The organism is Nocardioides marmoribigeumensis, from assembly GCF_031458325.1.
Classification (GTDB): domain Bacteria; phylum Actinomycetota; class Actinomycetes; order Propionibacteriales; family Nocardioidaceae; genus Marmoricola_A; species Marmoricola_A marmoribigeumensis.
In genome coordinates, this window is record NZ_JAVDYG010000001.1 from 2,025,163 (window position 1) to 2,043,108 (window position 17,946).

The 17,946-nt window shown below is 69.4% G+C and carries 15 protein-coding genes; 11 read left to right on the plus strand and 4 right to left on the minus strand.

All coding sequences use genetic code 11. The annotated features are described in order from the left end of the window. The first annotated feature begins 6 nt into the window (after positions 1 to 6). Positions 7 to 708, plus strand: coding sequence for a DUF7660 family protein (locus tag J2S63_RS09715; RefSeq protein WP_310301697.1), 702 nt, complete (start codon positions 7 to 9; stop codon positions 706 to 708). Positions 709 to 889: 181 nt separating this feature from the next. After that, complete coding sequence (locus J2S63_RS09720; protein WP_310301698.1) at positions 890 to 2,002, plus strand: protein NO VEIN domain-containing protein; 1,113 nt, start codon at positions 890 to 892, stop codon at positions 2,000 to 2,002. Positions 2,003 to 2,008: 6 nt separating this feature from the next. Here J2S63_RS09720 and J2S63_RS09725 read toward each other — a convergent pair whose 3' ends face one another. Beyond that, the gene (locus J2S63_RS09725) at positions 2,009 to 3,031 is read right to left on the minus strand and encodes a DNA adenine methylase (RefSeq protein ID WP_310301699.1); all 1,023 of its coding nucleotides are present in this window, start codon (positions 3,029 to 3,031) and stop codon (positions 2,009 to 2,011) included. Continuing rightward, positions 3,031 to 4,731 carry a TaqI-like C-terminal specificity domain-containing protein gene (locus J2S63_RS09730; RefSeq protein WP_310301700.1) on the minus strand — a complete coding sequence of 567 codons (1,701 nt, stop codon included), beginning with the start codon at positions 4,729 to 4,731 and terminating at the stop codon, positions 3,031 to 3,033. The genes J2S63_RS09725 and J2S63_RS09730 overlap by 1 nt, the downstream gene beginning before the upstream one ends. 102 nt (positions 4,732 to 4,833) lie before the next feature. Between J2S63_RS09730 and J2S63_RS09735 the strand changes: the two genes are divergently transcribed. Further along, positions 4,834 to 5,082 (plus strand): hypothetical protein, encoded by a 249-nt coding sequence (locus J2S63_RS09735; protein ID WP_310301701.1) that lies wholly within the window; start codon positions 4,834 to 4,836, stop codon positions 5,080 to 5,082. A 324-nt stretch (positions 5,083 to 5,406) separates the two neighbouring features. Here the strand turns inward: J2S63_RS09735 and J2S63_RS09740 are convergent, their stop codons facing one another. Then, entirely contained in the window at positions 5,407 to 5,961 is a 555-nt protein-coding gene (locus tag J2S63_RS09740; protein WP_310301702.1) for a universal stress protein, read from the minus strand. A 42-nt stretch (positions 5,962 to 6,003) separates the two neighbouring features. Continuing rightward, positions 6,004 to 7,476 (minus strand): MFS transporter, encoded by a 1,473-nt coding sequence (locus J2S63_RS09745; RefSeq protein WP_310301703.1) that lies wholly within the window; start codon positions 7,474 to 7,476, stop codon positions 6,004 to 6,006. 452 nt (positions 7,477 to 7,928) lie between these two features. On the opposite strand from J2S63_RS09745, the gene J2S63_RS09750 reads away from it, so the two are divergent. Genes J2S63_RS09750 through J2S63_RS09785 form a run of 8 tightly spaced genes read left to right on the plus strand, consistent with a single transcriptional unit; the run spans position 7,929 to position 17,917 of the window. After that, positions 7,929 to 10,166 carry an Agd3-related carbohydrate-binding protein gene (locus tag J2S63_RS09750; protein ID WP_310301704.1) on the plus strand — a complete coding sequence of 746 codons (2,238 nt, stop codon included), beginning with the start codon at positions 7,929 to 7,931 and terminating at the stop codon, positions 10,164 to 10,166. After that, entirely contained in the window at positions 10,163 to 11,671 is a 1,509-nt protein-coding gene (pelF, locus tag J2S63_RS09755; protein WP_310301705.1) for a GT4 family glycosyltransferase PelF, read from the plus strand. Before J2S63_RS09750 ends, pelF begins: the two co-directional genes overlap by 4 nt. Next, positions 11,668 to 13,122: a hypothetical protein gene (locus J2S63_RS09760; RefSeq protein WP_310301706.1), complete on the plus strand. Its 1,455-nt coding sequence runs from the start codon at positions 11,668 to 11,670 to the stop codon at positions 13,120 to 13,122. The genes pelF and J2S63_RS09760 overlap by 4 nt, the downstream gene beginning before the upstream one ends. Next, positions 13,119 to 13,955 carry a sugar phosphate nucleotidyltransferase gene (locus J2S63_RS09765; RefSeq protein WP_310301707.1) on the plus strand — a complete coding sequence of 279 codons (837 nt, stop codon included), beginning with the start codon at positions 13,119 to 13,121 and terminating at the stop codon, positions 13,953 to 13,955. Before J2S63_RS09760 ends, J2S63_RS09765 begins: the two co-directional genes overlap by 4 nt. Further along, complete coding sequence (locus J2S63_RS09770; protein ID WP_310301708.1) at positions 13,952 to 14,920, plus strand: NAD-dependent epimerase/dehydratase family protein; 969 nt, start codon at positions 13,952 to 13,954, stop codon at positions 14,918 to 14,920. The genes J2S63_RS09765 and J2S63_RS09770 overlap by 4 nt, the downstream gene beginning before the upstream one ends. Next, complete coding sequence (locus J2S63_RS09775; RefSeq protein ID WP_310301709.1) at positions 14,920 to 16,239, plus strand: nucleotide sugar dehydrogenase; 1,320 nt, start codon at positions 14,920 to 14,922, stop codon at positions 16,237 to 16,239. The genes J2S63_RS09770 and J2S63_RS09775 overlap by 1 nt, the downstream gene beginning before the upstream one ends. After that, on the plus strand, positions 16,236 to 17,204 hold the full coding sequence (locus tag J2S63_RS09780; RefSeq protein WP_310301710.1) for an NAD-dependent epimerase/dehydratase family protein: 969 nt from the start codon (positions 16,236 to 16,238) through the stop codon (positions 17,202 to 17,204). Before J2S63_RS09775 ends, J2S63_RS09780 begins: the two co-directional genes overlap by 4 nt. Further along, entirely contained in the window at positions 17,201 to 17,917 is a 717-nt protein-coding gene (locus tag J2S63_RS09785) for a putative glycoside hydrolase (protein ID WP_310301711.1), read from the plus strand. The genes J2S63_RS09780 and J2S63_RS09785 overlap by 4 nt, the downstream gene beginning before the upstream one ends. The last annotated feature ends 29 nt before the right edge of the window (positions 17,918 to 17,946 follow it).

A 17,946-nucleotide genomic window follows, 5' to 3' on the forward strand; every position in this document is an offset into this window, starting at 1 on the left:
CACGTCATGCAGAACGAGGGCGGGTTCCGTCCGTACGGATCACGGGCAAGCCCGATGACCGGGGAAGGGCGCATCAAACGCCACGTCAACGTCTGCCCGCGCTGCGGCGAGCCCGTGCCGGTCAAGACGACTGGCCGGCCCGCCAAGTGGTGCTCCCAACGGTGTCGGCGAGCAGCCTACGAGGAGCGCCGCGCCGCCAAGCGGGGCGCCATCGCCGTCGAAGTCGTCGAGCATGTGAAGTACGTCGAGCACGACCTCGACCAGTGCCTCGCCGAAGTGCTGACCTCATCACTGATGTGCCGCCGAGCCGTCTACCGCTGGCGACAGATGCTCCGAGACGGCGAGCTCCACCAGGCCGGCTGGCGTGAGCTCATCGCACCGCTCCTCGGGCTGGCGGAAGCGATCGAATGGCGAGCCAAGGGCGACGGCCGCGAGAAGATCGACCTCCCGAACGACCACGGGCGACCGCGTCGGAGCAGCGAGATCACCTTTACCCGCGACCATTTCTCCCGCGAGATCCGCTGGCTCATCTCGAAGGCGGATGCCGACCCGTGGGAGTGGGAGCGCCAGGGCCTCCGCGAGTTCCTCCGGGCGCTCGCTGCGGCGCTCACGCAGATGGAGCGCTACTACGAAGTCCGCCGCATGAAGGTGCCGATCAACCAGCTCGTCGTCGCGGCTGACGCGGTCCACTTGGCGAGGGCGCAATGACCGTGGGGGACTCGCCCATGACCCGTATGGACGGAACCAAACCTCGCGGTGCCAGACGTGTGGGCACATTCGACGGGCGGCGCCGCGGCGTTGGGTGCTGCATCCGCCTCTGGCGGACGACGGGTGCCAGATCCAGGTGAACGCCGACGCGGTCACATGGTGAGGCAATAGCCTTCCCCGTATGTCGCACGTCGTCGAGCTCTTCTGGCGCGCAATCACAGCCGCTGACTTCTTCAACATCGAGCGCAAGCGCAAGTACGCCCCTGCGGGTGGCGGTGGCCAGACCTACATCAGCATCTCCTTCCGTGGCCTCTCCTACGCCGAACTAGGCAAGTTCCTGGGAATCACGCCGCCGGGGTTGGTAGGGACGACTCGGCCCGAGAAGACACTGAGGGCCGTCGTGACCGCCTACGACCCGAAGGCTGCTGCGGACCTGACCTTCCGAGCGCGCTACCGTCCGCCGCAGTCCGACGATCGGTACTACATCGCGACGCAGAATCGCCAGTACCCGAATCAGTTGCGGCACCCAGCGTGGACGGCGCAATATGGCTTCCCGCAGGCGCACGACGAGGTTTCGTCGTCCCAGGATCCCCGCATGCCGGACCTCACCTACCTGAAGGTGTGGGTGGCGAAGCTTGACGACGGCTCGTATGCGGCTGGCTACTTCAACTCCGGTTCCGTCCCTCCGGCGCTAGCGTCCGTGACTGCTCTTCGCCCGCTATTCGAGCCATATGACGAAGGGAATTCGGCTGGTGTCATCGATCTCGGCGGACGTGGAATCACGTTGGCTGACCTCGCGGGCGACGCCAACCCGGACCAAGAGCTGGCAAGAGAGTCGCCCGAAATCCTCGAGGCCCTCGATGCCACCAAGCGAGCGTCGGGTCGCCGAGCAAGCGGCCAGGGACTACGAGCCAGTGCTGCCGAGCGTCAGGCTATCGAGAGGCGGGCAGTCGAAGTCGCAACCGCTGCGCTGAAGGCAGACAAGTGGAAGGTGGAGGACGTGGGGCTCTACCGGCCGTACGACCTCCACTGCACACGCAGGGGCGCAGAGAAACGTGTTGAGGTGAAGGGCACGACTGGTGATGGGTCCGCCGTGCTTCTCACTCCTGGTGAGGTCGCGCATGCTCGCGACAATGCCAACGTCGCGCTCATGATTGTTTCCGGCATCACTCTCACGGCCCAGAGCGACGGCTCGGTTGTGGCATCGGGCGGTGTCTTGCGAGTCATGGACCCCTGGGCCATCGATGGCGATGGGGAGCTGACGCCGACCGGCTACGGCTACCGGCTGGTGTAAGCCCGCTCAGTCCGTTCGGATCATGTAGAGGTACTCGGTGACCGTGCCGCCTACGCCACCTCGGTTCGACTTGAATCGCTGATGCGGGAAGTCGAAACGCTTCACCTCGCCGAACTCTGAGAAGAGGCCGGTCATGGTGCCCACGTCAAGCAGGCCGTCCTCGCTGTAACTCACGAAGAACAGTGAGCAGTCCATCTTGTTGAACGTCGCGGCGAAGGCATCCGCAATGTTCCGCTTGCTGCAGAAATCCGAGTACTGATCCCACCAGTCACGGAGTCCGCTAACGCCGATGGCCTCAGGGTCGTCACCTCGGGCCAACGTCTCCAGGATGTGGTAGTTGGCGGCGTACTGGCGCTTCATGTACGGCGGATCCAGGTAGCAAGCGTCCGCGCTGATCTCGCTCGCAATCTCCTCGACAGCACCTTGAAGGACGATGTGGTCCTCGGTAGGCCCTTGCTCGAAGCCAGTCGGGCGCAGTGTGATTTCGCGGAGGGCGCTGGAAGACCAGGTCGAGCGGTAGTGACCGTACGTGCCCGCGATGTTCGCAACACGGTTCGCCGCGAGCACGAGGTCGTGGTGCAACAACGACGACTCGACATCTGACAACCTCGGCTGCCAAGCTCGGAGTTGCTCGCGGATCGCGTCGATTCGTGCAGCGTTTGTTGAGCTGAAGTACTTGCGGGCGGCACACCCGGCAGCGGGCGTTCCGTCGGGGCTGTACTCCCGCCAGAACAGACCCTCAGTCGGTTCAAGAGCGTTCAGGCTCGCGAGGACTCCGGCGTAGTTCATCCCGAGGCCATCGAAGGACGGAGCCGCATCAAGCTGCAATCGGACCCGTGCGTGATGGACTGCGAAGGTGAGGAGATCGCTAGCCACAACTCGGTATCCGCGCTGGCGGAGAGCCGCTGACATGGAGGCGGTTCCGCACATCGGGTCCGCGACGACGGCTTGGGGGGGCAGGTAGTCCGCCACCACGCCGAGGATTACATCGGCGATGCGAGTCTTGTTGCCGATGTAGCGGTATGACATCAGGCAGCTCTCTCGGCCTGCAGGCGACCAGCAGCCTCGGTCCGAAGATGCGCGAAGGCCTGCAGCGACTGAGTGCCAGAGAGAACGGAGTCGACCCAGGCACACCCTTCTGAGTCCAGTCCATACAGGCCGGCCACTAGCCGGTCTACTGCGGACTCGGCTTCTGCACGGCCTTCCATGGGTGCTGAGCGTACGTTGCGCGCCGCACGCGCGATTGCCTGGGCCTGGAGCCAGTCGGGCGTGTCAGGCTTCGGAGTTGGGATGGGGAGAGTCGACAAGACCTTTGGTGTGACGTATGGGTGGGACCGCCACTCCGTTTCGCCGGTTCGCGAAAGGTGGACTGCGAGCAGGACACGCGAGCACAACATGCCCTCCAAGTAGTCCAGCACAAACTCTGGGGCGTGGGGCTTCGGCGTGTAGTGAAAGACGACCTGCGTGGTGTAACTGCCGGAGGTGTCAAGCGACGCGTTGAGTCCAAGGCCGGTCTTGCGAACGAGCAGCTTGTCACCTGCGTAGAGCGACTCGTCCTTGTACTGCACTCCGTCAAGTCCGATGCGCAGCCAGCGTGAAGGCGATGCGTCGTAGCGACGCACGTCCTCGCCGACGATCAGAGGCACCCATCCTGCGGGGTCTGCGGGATCCTGAAGTGAAGCGGCCGTCACGACCTCCCAGGAAAACGTATTGCCGCATGCAGTGCACATGGGGTCTCCGGCTCGGGGAGGCTGGCGGTGAATGCCGCACGCCCCGCATCGGACTAAGGCTCCAGACTTGCCCATTTCAACGCCGCGGCCGGCTGTGACCCAGGAGGTCCATTTTCCCCCACGCGACTCGATGTGGCGGATGCTTCGAGCTGCTTCCGCGGAGCCCGCCGGCAGGAAGTTCGCTGCGGGATCCGCGGCCCACTCCCGCTGCTCGCACACCGTTTCGATCCGTGTGACCTCTTCTGCCAAGGTGACGCTTCCGTCGCGAATGCGTCGGCGGGCGTGGTACGGAAGGCGAATGCACTGGATCGTTCCGTCAGTGACCTCGCCTGTCGTGAAGACAATCACGGCGACGCCGCGGAAGACACCTTCGAACCACCCCTCACCTAGTCGGGCGACTGAATGCAACCGCGTGCGGGTGAGCAGAAGACGGCGAGCTGCCTCGTGCTCGGGAAGGAAGATCGCATCGGGCAGGATTGCCGCGACCGTAGTGCCGACCGGCAGTGCCTTGACGCTCCACTCAACGAAGAGGTCCCAACTGTCGTACTGCCCGTTGGCGAGCTCGTAGCCGAGTTCCCGCAGTTCGGCACGAGAGATGTCGAGTTCCGCCCCCCAGGGCGGATTCATAATCGCGGCGTCCGCGTCGCTGACCGCGGGGGCTGTCAACCGCAGGGAATCAGCAACGAGTGTCGTCGCGCGCTCCCCCCAACGGACCTTGACCTCGTTGGTCGCGGCAGCCGAGAGATCGATGCCTACGACAGACTCCAGCTCAGGCACTTCGGCGCTGACTGCGCCGAGTAATGCGCCGTCTCCGCAAGCGGGGTCGAGTACACGCCGGATCGGGCGACGCGAGTGGCTGCGCAATAGCGAGGCGACCCAGCGCGCGAGTAGATCCGGCGTGTAGACAGCGCCTAAGAGTCGCCTATCTGACTGCGGTCGGATGCCTCCGACAACCGGCGTGGCCGCGTCCACCTCGAAGAGTGCGAGCTCCGCAGTCATTGGCCCTCCTCTCGGGCAGTTGGTCGAGGGCCTGCGGGGAGGCCGAGATCCGTGTCAGAGTAGTGAGTAGCACGCTACTCGTTAGGACCGACAGAACCCGACATGACAAGCCGCCAGCTCAACATTCGGCTGAGTCCGGATGCCCGGGATCAGCTCGAAGCGCTTGCCTTCGTGCGGCGGACATACGCTTCAACGTTGGCTCGGGACGTCGTGCTGGACTACCTCGGTCGGTACGCCAATGAGCCCGGGGTGAAAGAGGCCTTGGCAGCCCTTGCCGCCCATGACGCTGCCGATCAACCCAAGCGCAACGTGCACCGGCTCGACGTCGCGTGGACCGATCCTCCGCGCTGAAGTAGCCGACCCTCTGAGGTTGACCTCGCGAGTCGCCAGTCAGCAACTCGTCTCGGCGTCGCGGTGGAAAACCGAGCCTGTGGAAGGTGCTGCTGATACTCAGAGCGATACTGACTCTGACGTGCATGGAGTCTCCGGCGGCGCTCGTCGAGCGGGGACCTCGGGTATCGCACGCTCAGCCCGCCCGCGTCGGACCCCAATGTCACCGCTGAAAGTTGAGTTCAACTCCCCCCTCGCGCACCAGCAGACAGCCCGAGGGCCGTCCGTCCGACGAGGACGGACGGCCCTCGGTGCTTCCTGGGCCTCGGAGGCGACCGGAGTCGCTCAGTCGCGGTCCGGGTCGTACGGCGGCCGGAAGCCGGCGCGTCCGCTCGTGCCGGCCGAGCGCAGGGCGGCGCGACCGACGGCGCGAGCCGACCGGGTGAGGGAGGACTCGGGGAGACCGGAGATCGCCGGCGGCATCACCACGACGGGGCACATGGCGGCGTAGACGATCCGCTGGGCCAGCAGCGGCGACATCGACGGCGCCCGCGGCGCGTCGATCACCAGCACGTCGGCGTCGTGAGAGGCGTTGATCAGGCCGCGGCGCTTGCTGCCGTGGATCACGATGGTCTCCGCACCGTGGTCCTCGCCCAGCACCTCGGCCACGTCGCGGGCCAGGGCGGCCCGCTGCTCCTCCCTCGAGTGCTCGGCTGCCTGGGCGGCCGGGGACGGCGGTCCGGACGCCACCTCGGTCGAGGGTCCCGGGTGGACGCGGACGGCGACCAGCCGACCGCCGTTGGACCGGGCCAGCGACTGCCCCCACCTCAGCGCGGTCGGTGACTTCGACGTGGCGCTCACACCGACGACGACGGTGTAGGGCCTCTCCTGCTCGTTCATGACGCTCCCATGCTCTCGTCGTTCGGTGGCTGTCGGTCCTGCTCAGACCGGCAGGTGGGTGATCTGGTTGCCCTCCTCGTCGTGCTCGGTCAGCGGCGGGGCGATCTCCTCCAGGGACTTGCCCTCGGCGTCGACGCCCCACACCGCGGCCGTCAGGGCACCGAGGAGCATGACGGCCGTCGCCCCGAGGTAGCCCCAGAACATCGGCGTGCGGTCCGTGCCGTCCCCGATGAGTGCGCCGTAGAGGACCGGACCGAGGGCGCCGAAGCACTGCGCGATCGCGAAGAAGTAGGAGATCGCCTGACCGCGGACCTCCTGGGGGAAGATCTCCGAGACGGTGAGGTAGCCGGCCGACGCCCCCGCCGAGGCGAAGAAGAACGAGACGCACCAGAACGCGGTGTGCGTGTAGGGGTTGAGCGAGTCGGCCATGAAGAAGAACGCCGAGATGCCCAGCACGATGCCGCTGATCGCGTAGCAGCCGCCGATCATCTTGCGCCGGCCGACGGTGTCGAACAGCGGTCCGAGCAGCAGCGGCCCGAGCAGGTTGCCGACGGCGAAGGGGAAGAAGTAGAGCGCCGCGGTCGACGAGCTGAGGTCGTAGAAGTTCTTCAGCACCAGTGCGTAGGTGAAGAAGATCGCGTTGTAGAGGAAGCTCTGGGTGATCATCAAGGTGGCACCCAGGACGGTCCGGGTCGGGTAGAGCTTGAAGAAGACGTAGACCAGCTGCTTGGGGGTCAGACCCGAACCGGCCTTGATCCACTTGGCGTCCGAGTCGGGGTGGTCGGGGAGCTTGTTGCCCGAGTCCCGCACCTGCTGCTCGATCCCCTCCACGATCTCCTCGGCCTCGTCGGCGTGGCCGTGGGTGACCATCCAGCGCGGGCTCTCGGGGATGTGGCGGCGCAGGTAGATGATCCCCAGGCCCAGGATCGGGCCGATGAAGAACGCGATGCGCCAGCCGATGTCCTGGCCGAATCGGTCGGTGTCCAGGAGGATCGAGCTGGCCACGGCACCGAGGGCGGCACCGGCCCAGTAGGTCCCGTTGATCGCGAGGTCGACGCGTCCTCGGTGCTTGCCCGGGATCAGCTCGTCGATGGCGGAGTTGACCGCGGAGTACTCACCGCCGATGCCCATGCCGGAGATGAAGCGGAAGAGCAGGAACACCCACATGTTGGGGGCCAGACCGGCGAGCGCGGCGCCCACGAGGTAGACGACCAGCGTCAGGGTGAACATCTTCTTGCGACCGAGGGTGTCGGTGAGGCGGCCGAACAGCAGTGCTCCCACGACCTCGCCCGCGAGGTAGACCGTGCCGGCGAGCCCGACGTCGGCCGAGCTCATGTGGAGGGTCTTCTCGAACCCACCCGCGGCGACGATCTGGATCTCCAGGCCGTCCAGGATCCACGCGGTCCCGAGCCCGAAGATCACCATCCAGTGGAAACGCGACCACGGCATGTCGTGCATGCGGGCCGGAATCATGCTCTTGACCGGCTTCTCCTGCACTTCTGCGGAGGCGGACATGGAACACCCCTTCTCTCCCTCGACGTATGTGCCCTTTACCCGATGTGTCCTCACTCACACGGGTCGGCGCGAGCCGTTTCCGCGGCAGGCATGCCTCGACGGCACGTCTGGCGGTGCGCGGCTTCCGTGGCTCGGGCAGGTGTGGTTGCGAGGGGCGCTGGGTCCGTTCTCGGGCGTGACCCGGCCCGGACGTGGGTCCCTTTGCCTTCGTGCCCAATGGCACTCACGTCGCCCGCCCGACTGACCTACACATGACTCAGCGCCCAGACCCCGCGCCACTGTCGAAGCAGTTGAGGCAGACGCTCAGCGTCTGCAGACGGGGAGCAAGCCGTGGGCGCACTTCTTCCAAGCACGCAAGGGATTCCGAGGCTTCTGCCGCCTGATCCCCGCTGTGCCGCCCCCTCCCCTCACCGCGTCCCCGCCACCCCGGCCCATCCCCTCCGGAGGCTCGCATGAGCAGCTTCGCCCTGCCCCTACGTCACGGTCGGCGGACCGCCGCCGTCCTCGGTGCGGCGGCCCTCGTCGCGGCCACGCTCGGCTCCGGTGCGTCGGCCGAGACCGCGGTCGCGCCCGCGGGTCCGGCCCCCGGCTATCCCGCACCGGTGTCGCCGGACGTCGCGCCGGCAGGACCCCTGCCGGTGCGGGGCGGAAGCGTCCCGGTGACCAGCGGGCTCACCGTCGTCGGCGGCACGGCGAAGGCGTCGACGACCACGAGGACCGCCACCAAGGCCCCGTCCACCACGTCCACCACCTCCACCACGTCCACCACTGCGTCGACGACGAGCACGGCAGGCACCACGAACACCGTGGCGACCTCGACCAGGAAGGTCGCGCTGAGGGCGCTCGTGCTCGCGCAGTCCGACGACGACCTCGAGCTGCCGGCCTGGACCTCCACGCTGGACCGCCTCGGGGCGTCGTACGACGTCGTCCACACCCGGTCGCAGGACCTCACCGCCTCCTCCCTGGTGCGTCCCGACGGGACGGGCCGCTACAACGCCGTGCTGCTGACCGACGCCATGCAGGCCTACGTCGACGACTCGGGGGCGTTCGTGAGCGCGCTGTCCGCCGACGAGTGGAACCTCCTGTGGGCCTACGAGCGGGACTTCGGGGTGCGGCAGGCGACGCTCTACGCCAGCTACGGCTCGTGGCCGGAGGACTACTGCCTGACGCCGGTGTCGGAGGGCGGGACCGGCAGCTCGACGATCACCGCGGGGCTCACCGGTGCCGGCGCGCCGCTGATGAGCTTCCTCAAGCCGACCGCCCAGGTCCCGATCACCGAGTCCTACGTCTACCGCGACGCGATCGCCGACGGGTGCGACGCCCAGCCGGTCCTGACGGCCGACAACGGTGACGTGCTGGGGGTCAGGTCGGTCTCGACGGACGGCCGCGACCGGATGGCGCTGACCTTCACCTCCAACCAGTACCTGCTCCAGGCCAGGCTGCTCGCCTTCGGCCTGTTCCGCTGGGCCAGCCGGGGGATGTACTTCGGCGAGCAGCGGCACTACCTCGAGGTGGACGTCGACGACTGGTTCAACTCCACGGACGAGCGCTACCCCGACGCGACGATCAATTCCGACCCCGGGTTCAGCATGTCCGGGCACGACGCCTACAACGCGAGCCAGCAGCAGAAGGCACTGATCGCGTCGTTCCCGCAGCTGAGCGGCTTCCAGCTCAACCTCGCCTACAACGCCGGCGACGCCGACACCTCGGCCGGGAAGACCTGCTGGCCCAACGGAGGGATCAACCGGCTCACCGCGACCTCTCGGTGCCTCAAGGGCGAGTTCCAGTGGCTCAACCACACCTTCACGCACCCGAAGATGAACTTCACCGACTACGCCACGAGCTACTCCGAGATCACCCAGAACCTCACCGTCGGCAAGGACCTCGGCCTCAACGCGCCCAAGGCGGTGCTCAAGACGGGTGAGTACTCCGGGCTCGGCGTCTACAACCCGGACCCGGACAACGACATCGACCCGCCGATCGACCACGGGCTGATGGCGTCCAACCCCGACCTCCTGGCCGCGGCCAAGGCCGCCGGTGTCAAGTACGTGCACGGCAACATGTCGTTCGCGTCCCACCGGCCGGCGTGCTTCAACTGCGGCGTGGTGCACCCGATGGAGCCGTCGATCATGGTCGTGCCCGACTGGCCGACGAACATCGCCTACTTCGCCACCACGCCCGACGAGGAGACCTCGTTCTACAACTGGTTCTACGGACCTGGCGGGAAGTTCCCGTTCTTCCCGGCCGACCAGACCTACCAGCAGGCGATCGACCACGAGTCCGACCAGGCGCTGCTGCAGCTGACCGAGGGGTCGATCTACACGCACACGATGCACATCGGCAACCTGCGGGACTACGGCTCGGGCAGCACCCTGGCCTTCGACTGGATCAGGGCCGTCGCCGCGAAGTACACCGCGCTGTACTCCGTGCCGCTGCTGAACCCCACGTGGCCCGAGCTCGCGTCCTACGTCGCGGACCGCAACAAGCACTTCGACGAGCTGCAGCAGGGCGTCGGCGCGGTCTACGACCCGGTCAACAACAACATCACCGTGCTCACCCCCAAGGCCGGCAAGGCGACCGTCAGTGGTGCCAGGGCAGGTGGCGCCACCACGTACGGCAGCGACGTCTCGTCGGCGCTCACCCTCAAGCGCAACACCGCCCTCGTCGTCCCCGCGAGCCCGCTGCCGTGAGGATCGCCCTCGTCTCGGAAGGCACCTACCCCTTCGCCATGGGCGGTGTCAGCGTCTGGTTCGACCAGCTGATCCGCGGGATGCCCCAGCACTCCTGGGGAGTCGTCGCGCTCACGGTCGACGGCACCGAGGAGCCGATGTGGGAGGCCCCGCCCAACCTGGTCGGGGTGCGCACCATCCCGCTGTGGGGCCCCCACCGGTTCCGGCCCGGCGCGGAGGTGGGCGAGGAGTTCGTCTTCCCGTTCTCGGTGCTGGTGGCCTCGATGATGGCCCCGGTCGCGACGCGGTCCGAGCAGGCGTCGAAGGACCGCACGGCGTTCCTCGTCGCCCTGGAGGCGCTGCACGACCTGGCGCAACGCCAGGACGTCGCCGACGCCCTGACCTCGCCCGCCGCGCTGACCGTGCTGATGGACGAGTGGAACAGCCTGTACGGCGACGGGCTGAGCCTCGGCGACGCGCTGCAGGTGGCGCTGCTGCTGGAGCACATGCTGCGCCCCCTCTTCGCGGACGCGGTCCACGCCGACCTCGTGCACTGCTCGATGAACGGCCTGTCGATGTTGGTCGCCATGGCGGCCAAGTGGACCTACGGGACGCCGGTGCTGATGTCCGAGCACGGCATCTACCTTCGGGAGCGCTACCTGTCCTACGTCGAGGAGGACGCACCCCACGCGGTGAAGGTGCTGGTCCTCAGCTTCTTCCGCCTGCTGGCCGGGGCCGGCTACCTCGTCGCCGACGCACTCGCGCCGCACTCGAGCTACAACCGCCGCTGGCAGCTGGAGAACGGCGCGCGCCCCGAGCGCATGTGGACGATGTACAACGGTGTGTCCCCCGCGCACTTCCCCGAGGCCGTGGGTGAGCCGCACGTCCCGACCGTCGTCTTCATGGGGCGCATCGACCCGCTGAAGGACCTGCACACGCTGGTCCGCGCCTTCGAGATCGTGCACGCCGAGATGCCCGAGGCAGTGCTGCGCATCTACGGCGGCACCGCGGCGGAGAGCCGGGACTACCGCGACAGCTGCGTGAAGCTGGTCCACACGCTCGGGCTGGAGGACTGCGTCGTGTTCGAGGGCCGGGTCGACTCACCGGTCGAGGCCTACCACGCCGGGAGCGTCGTCGCCCTGAGCAGCATCTCGGAGGGCTTCCCCTACACGGTGGTCGAGGCGATGGCCTGCGCGCGCACCGTCGTCTGCACCGACGTCGGTGGCGTCAAGGAGGCGGTGGGCGCCTGCGGCCTCGTCGTGCCGCCGCGCGACAGCGCCGCCTTCGCCGCCGCCTGCCTGCGGCTGCTCCGCGACCACGAGCTGCGGCGGTCGCTCGCCGCGGGCGCACGGGCACGCATCCTCGAGCACTTCACGCTGGACCACTCCCTCGCCGCCTACTCGCGCCTCTACGACCACCTGACCGGGGTGGCCCCCCAGGAGGGTCCGCCTCCCGGGGCCGACGGCCTCGAGTGGACCGCGCTCGACGCCAGCCTCGTCGCCGGACCGGGGGTGGGTGAGCGATGAGCCGTCTCGACACGCCCTCGGCCGGCGTGGTCGCCGCGATGCAGTCCCTCGAGGAGCGGGTCGGTCCCGTCATCGCGCAGACCGTGGACGCGCTCCAGGTCGCCGCGCTCCTCGAAGCCGACGGCATCACCGACGAGGTCGCCCGCGACGTCTACGGCTGCAGCGACGTCTTCCGGCTGGCCGTCAAGGTGCGCCGACGCTGCCTGCCCGGCGCGGAGACGAGCCGGAGGGCACCGACCGTCCAGGCCTTCGGAGACCTGCGGGGCGTCGACCGGCACGGTCCGCGGCTCCTCGCCCACGGTCCGCTCTACCTCCTCCCGGCGACGCTCTTCCCGCCGGTGCTCGCGCTGCTGGGCTCGCACCGACTGGTCACCGGCCTCGTCGTGGGAGCCGGGCTCGCGTGGGTCTGGGCAGGGGTCTCGACGTGGCTGGCCTACCGGCTGCTCGGCCTGCACCGCGACACCGACGCGGCACGCCTGCTGCAGCTGTCCGCCCTCACCGGGCTCCCGCTCGCGGCCGGCGGCGCGGTGGTCGTGACGCTGACCAGTGGTGGGGGACCTGGGCTCGTCGCCGTGGCCTGCGGGCAGATGGCCTACCAGATGGGCGCCACGCTCCTGATGTTCCACCACCGCGAGCGACACCTGCTCCTCGCGATGCTCCCGGCCGTGCTCGCCGGCCTCACCTACCTCGCGCTGCCGCGGGCCGACGCGTCGGCCGTCCTGGCGGTCGCCGTCGGGACCGTGTCCGTCGTCGCGGTGCTCGTCCTCTCGCTGGACGACCTGCACGGGATCGCCCCACGCACGAGCCTCGCGGGGATGCTCCGGGCAGCGGCCGAGGCCCGGGACTCGGTCCGCACGGCGCCCGGTCAGGTCGGCCTCGTCGCGCTCCACACCGCGCTCTCGGCCGCCTACCTGCTCCACGCGCAGTCCCGCTACCTCGGGGGGTCGCTCCAGGTCTCGGCCGGCCTGCTGCCGCTCATCGTCGGGATGGGTCTCGTGGAGCTCCTCGCGCACCGCTTCCGTGCCCGGGCGCACGCGCTCCTCGGCGTGGTGAGCTATCCGTCCGAGCTCGCCGGACGGGTGCTCCGGCTCGTGATCGGCGACGTCGTGGCGTGCGTGGTCGGCGTGCTGGTGCTCGGCTCCGTCCTCCTCGTCGCCCTGGACTCCCAGGGTCTGCTGACCCCCGCGGGCGTCGCGATGACGGTGGCCGGTGCCTTCCTCGCCGCCGCCTACTACGTGAGCTTCCTGCTGATCGGGATGGGCATGCTCGGGCCCCTCATCGCGTCGGTCGGCCTCGCCCTGGCGGTGCACGTCCTCGTCGCCGCTCTCGTGCCGGCGGCCCGTCACGGGCTCGCCGACACCTCCGCCTTCGCCGGGACCGCCCTGCTGCTGCTGGTGGTCTCGCTGTCCCGACTCGTGCCGGCCGTGACCGACCCGAGGGCCCACGCATGACCACCACGTCAGAGAGGGAGAACCCGATGCACGCCGTCGTCCTCGCTGGGGGCAAAGGTGTCCGCCTGCGTCCCTACACCACCTCGTTGCCCAAGCCGCTGGTCCCGATCGGGGACCACCACGTGATCCTCGACATCATCCTCGAGCAGCTGGCGCAGCACGGGTTCCGCTCGGCCACGCTGGCGATCAACCACCTGGGCCGGCTCATCCGGGCCTACGTCGGCGACGGGTCGTCCTGGGGACTGGAGATCGACTACGTCGAGGAGACGCACCCGCTGTCGACGTGCGGCCCGCTGTTCGGCATCCCGGACCTGCCCGAGCACTTCTTGGTGATGAACGGCGACCTGCTCACCGACCTGGACTTCGGCGACCTGATGCGACGCCACGTCGCGTCGGGTGCGCCGCTCACGGTCGCCACGGTGCCGACCACGGCCAGGATCGACTTCGGCGTCCTGGACGTGCAGGAGCAGCAGATCCGCGGCTTCGCGGAGAAGCCGTCGATGGTCTACTCGGTCAGCACCGGGATCTACGGGATGTCCCGTTCCACGATCGAGCCCTACCCGGCCGGCCTCGCCTACGGCTTCGACCAGCTCATCCTCGACCTCATCGCCGAGGGCCGTTACCCGGCCAACTACCGGCTGGACGGCTACTGGTCCGACATCGGCCGACCGGAGGACTACGACGAGGCCAACCGCACCTGCGACGGGCTGCTCGAGAGGCTGCTCCCGGCCCGACGGGCAGCGGCGCAGGAGGTCCCGGCCCAGGTCGCGGCGGAGGTGCCGCGCCAGGTCCGCCGCGAGGTCCCGGACCCCGTCGAGCAGGCGACGGCATGACGACCGCACTCGTGCTCGGGGGGTCGGGCTTCCTCGGGCGGCACGTGGTCGCGGCGCTCGCAGCAGACCCCCGGATCACCCGGGTGCTGAGCCCCCCGCGGAACAGCTGCGACGTGATGACCGCCGCGCCGGGCAAGCTCCAGGAGGTGCTGGCGGGGTTCGACCCGGACGTGGTCGTCAACTGCACGGGCCGCCTCGACGGCAGCGCGGAGCACCTCGCCGAGGCCAACACCGCGGTCACCGCCAAGCTGCTCGCGGTGATGGAGCGGAGCCGTGCGCGCCTGGTGCGGATCGGCTCGGCCGGGGAGTACGGCGTGGTGCCGGTCGGGGTCCCGGTCGCCGAGGACGCCCCGGCCGCGCCGGTCGGGCCCTACGGTGCCTCCCACCTCGAGGCGACCCGCCTGGTGGAGCAGGCGCACCGCACCGGCCGGGTCGACGCCCTCACCCTGCGGGTGTTCAACCCCATCGGGACCGGCCTGAACGGCAGCACCGTCCTGGGCAGCGCGGCCACGCAGATGCGGGAGGTCCTGCGCGGAGCGCGGCACCACGTCCGCCTCGGCCCGCTCGGTGCCTTCCGTGACTTCGTCGACGCCCGCGACGTCGCCTCGGCCGTCGTCGCGGCGACGTTCGCGCCCTCGACCCGGCCGACGTACAACGTCGCCGGCGGGCGTGCCACGAGCGTGCGCGACGCGGTGAGCCTGCTGGCCCAGGTGGCCGGCTACACCGGGGAGGTCCGGGAGGCACCCTCGCTGCCCGGCCGCTCGGCCGGCGTGGACTGGATCCAGGCCGACATCGGTCGCGCCCGGGAGGACCTCGGCTGGCAGCCGCAGCACGCGCTGCGGGACTCGCTGACCTGCATCTGGCGCGACGTCGCGCCCGTCGACCGGCGTCCTGGGATGGACGCACCCACCGTGCCCCGCCGACCGGCGGCGGCCACCTCGATCCCACTTGGGGGAAGATCCTGATGAGCAAGAACATCGGCATCGTCGGCATGGGCTACGTCGGCCTGACCCTGACCGCCGCCCTGGCCGAGGCCGGCCACACCGTCCACGGCGTCGACGTGCAGCAGTCCGTCGTGGACGCGCTGTCGCAGGGGCGGCCGCACATCTTCGAGCCCGGCCTGGAGGAGGTGTTCCGGGAGCTGGTCGGGTCGCGGATCCTGATCAGCACCCAGCTGCCCCGCACCGGCCTGGACGCGGTCATCATCTCGGTGTCCACACCGGTGGACGAGGCGACCCAGGAGCCCAACCTGGCCAACCTCGCCGCCGCAGCGCGCGACATCGCCCGCTGGTGCGACCCGGACACGCTGGTGGTCGTCCGGAGCACCGTGCCCATCGGCGCGTCGCGCTCCGTGGTGCTCCCGGCGCTGCTCGAGGCCTGGCCCACCGCCCGCCTCGCGATGGCGCCGGAGCGCACGATCCAGGGTCAGGCCCTGCGCGAGCTGGTGGAGCTGCCGCAGGTGGTCGGTGGGCTGGACGAGCGCAGCCTCCAGGCCTGCATCGAGGTGTTCAGCGAGCTCTCGCGGGAGATCGTGCCGGTCTCGAGCCTCGAGGCGGCCGAGATGGTGAAGCTGTCGAACAACTGCCACACGGACCTGATCTACGCCTTCGGCAACGAGCTGGCGCTCATCGCGGGCGCCCACGGCCTCGACCCGCTGGAGGTCATCCGGGCCACGAACCTGCACTACCCGCGACCGGACCTGGCCAAGCCGGGCTACGTCGGCGGGGGCTGCCTGACCAAGGACCCCTATATCATGATCGACAGCTCCCGGGACCACGAGCCGTTCCTGGTGCGGCGGGCCCGTGAGCTCAACGAGCACATGCCGCGACACGTCGCCCAGACCGTGGTCGACATGCTGGTCGAGCGCCGCGGGACGGCGGCGGGCGCGTGCCTGGCGGTCCTGGGCTGGGCCTACAAGGGGGTGCCGGCGACCGACGACATGCGCGGGACCCCGATCGCGGCGATGATGCCGGTGTTCGCCGAGGCGGGCGTCACGGTCCTGGGGCACGACCCGGTCGTGACCGACGAGGTGATCCACGCCTACGGCGGGGAGCCGGTGAGCCTGGACAAGGCGCTCGGCGAGGCCGACGCCGTGCTGGTGATCAACGACCACCCCGACTACCGAGCCATCCAGGTCGACACGGTGTGGAGCGAGCGGCACCCCCTGTTCGTCTTCGACTCGTGGCGGGTGCTGGACGAGCGGGCCGTCACCGGGGCGGGCGCCCACTACGCGAGCCTGGGGTACGCCGGTCGGGGAGCCGAGCCGCAGGCGGTGCCGGCATGAGGGTCCTGGTGCTCGGCGGCGCGGGCTTCATCGGTGTCCACCTCTCCCGCCGCCTGCTCGCCGAGGGGGCGGACCTGACCATCGTCGACGACTTCTCCCGCGGGCAGGACGACCCGGAGCTCGCCGCCATCCGCGACCACCCGGCCGTCACCGTCGTCTCGGCGGACCTGACCTCGCCCGCGACGTGGGCTGCGCTGCCGCACGGCTGGGACCAGGCCTACCTCCTGGCGGCGATCGTCGGGGTGCGCAACGTCGAGCGCGACCCCGCCCGCGTGCTGCGGGTCAACACGCTGAGCGTCCTGCACCTCCTGGACTGGGTGCGGGGTGAACCGCGGGTGTTCTTCTCCTCGACCAGCGAGGTCTACGCCGGCGGGGTGGACGCCGGGATCGTGCCCGTGCCGACCGGCGAGGACGTGCCGGTGATGATCGAGGACGTCCGGTCCCCCCGGTTCGCCTATGCGATCAGCAAGCTCCTGGGCGAGGCGGCCTTCCTGCACGCGGCCACTCCGACCGGTGTGCGGGCCGTGGTGGGCCGGTTCCACAACGTCTACGGACCCCGCATGGGGTGCGACCACGTCGTCCCGGAGATGGCGCTGCGGGCGATGGGCGGGGAGGACCCGTTCCTCGTGCCCGGGGCCGACCAGTACCGCTCCTTCTGCTTCGTCGACGACGCCGTGGACGCGGTCGTCCGGCTCATGGCCGACGACCGGGCGGTGGGGCAGGTCGTGCACATCGGCGACGACACCGAGGAGACCAACATCGGGGACCTGGCCAAGCTGGTGTGCCGGGTCGCGGACGTCAGCCCGCGGATCCTTCCGCGTCCGGCGCCACCGGGCTCGGTCCACCGCAGACGCCCCGACCTGTCGAGGCTGCGGTCCCTGACCGGCTACGAGCCGGCCACCTCCCTCGAGGAGGGCGTGGAGCGCACGGTCGCGTGGTACCGCACGAGGTACGCACCCACATGACCCGGCGACCGCTGGCGTTCTACTACGGGACCGGTGCGGTGCCCGAGCTGACCGCCTACCAGCGGGTCGTGCTGCAGCGCGGCTCCTACTCACCGCTGCAGCTCGCTTCTCTGACAGGGGCACGCACGCACCCACTGGCGTACGTGTCCCTGTCGGAGGACGAGGGACCGCCGGCGCCCTGGCAGCGCCGGGACCGGGACCCGGACTGGGGCGGGGTGCGCGTGCACCTGGACGACCCCCGGTGGACCCGGCACGTGACCCAGCAGGCTGCCGAGGCCCTGGAGGCGGGCTTCGCGGGCCTCTTCCTGGACACGCTCAACGTGGAGTGGACCCATCCCGAGGACATCCCCCACCTGCTGGCCCTGGTGGCCACGCTCCGGGAGGTGGTCGGGACGGCCTACCTCCTCGCCAACCGCGGCTTCGCGCTCCTGCCGATGCTGGCCGAGCTGGTCGACGGGGTGGTCTTCGAGTCGTTCTCGGTGCGCTGGCTGGCCGGTGACGGCTATGCGCCCTGGCCGCCGGACGTGCTCGAGGGCCATGCTCGCGTCGCCGAGCGGCTGCTGGGCTTCGACCTGGACCTCTTCGCGCTCGACTACGCCGACGACGAGGCGCTGGCCGCCTTCGCCGAGCGCAGGGCCCGCCAGTTCGGGATGAGCTGCTTCGTCTCGGACCGGTTGCTCTCGCGCCTCCCCCAGCGAGCACCGGTCGGCTGAGCCCCCAGAGCCGACCGGTGCTCCCCTTC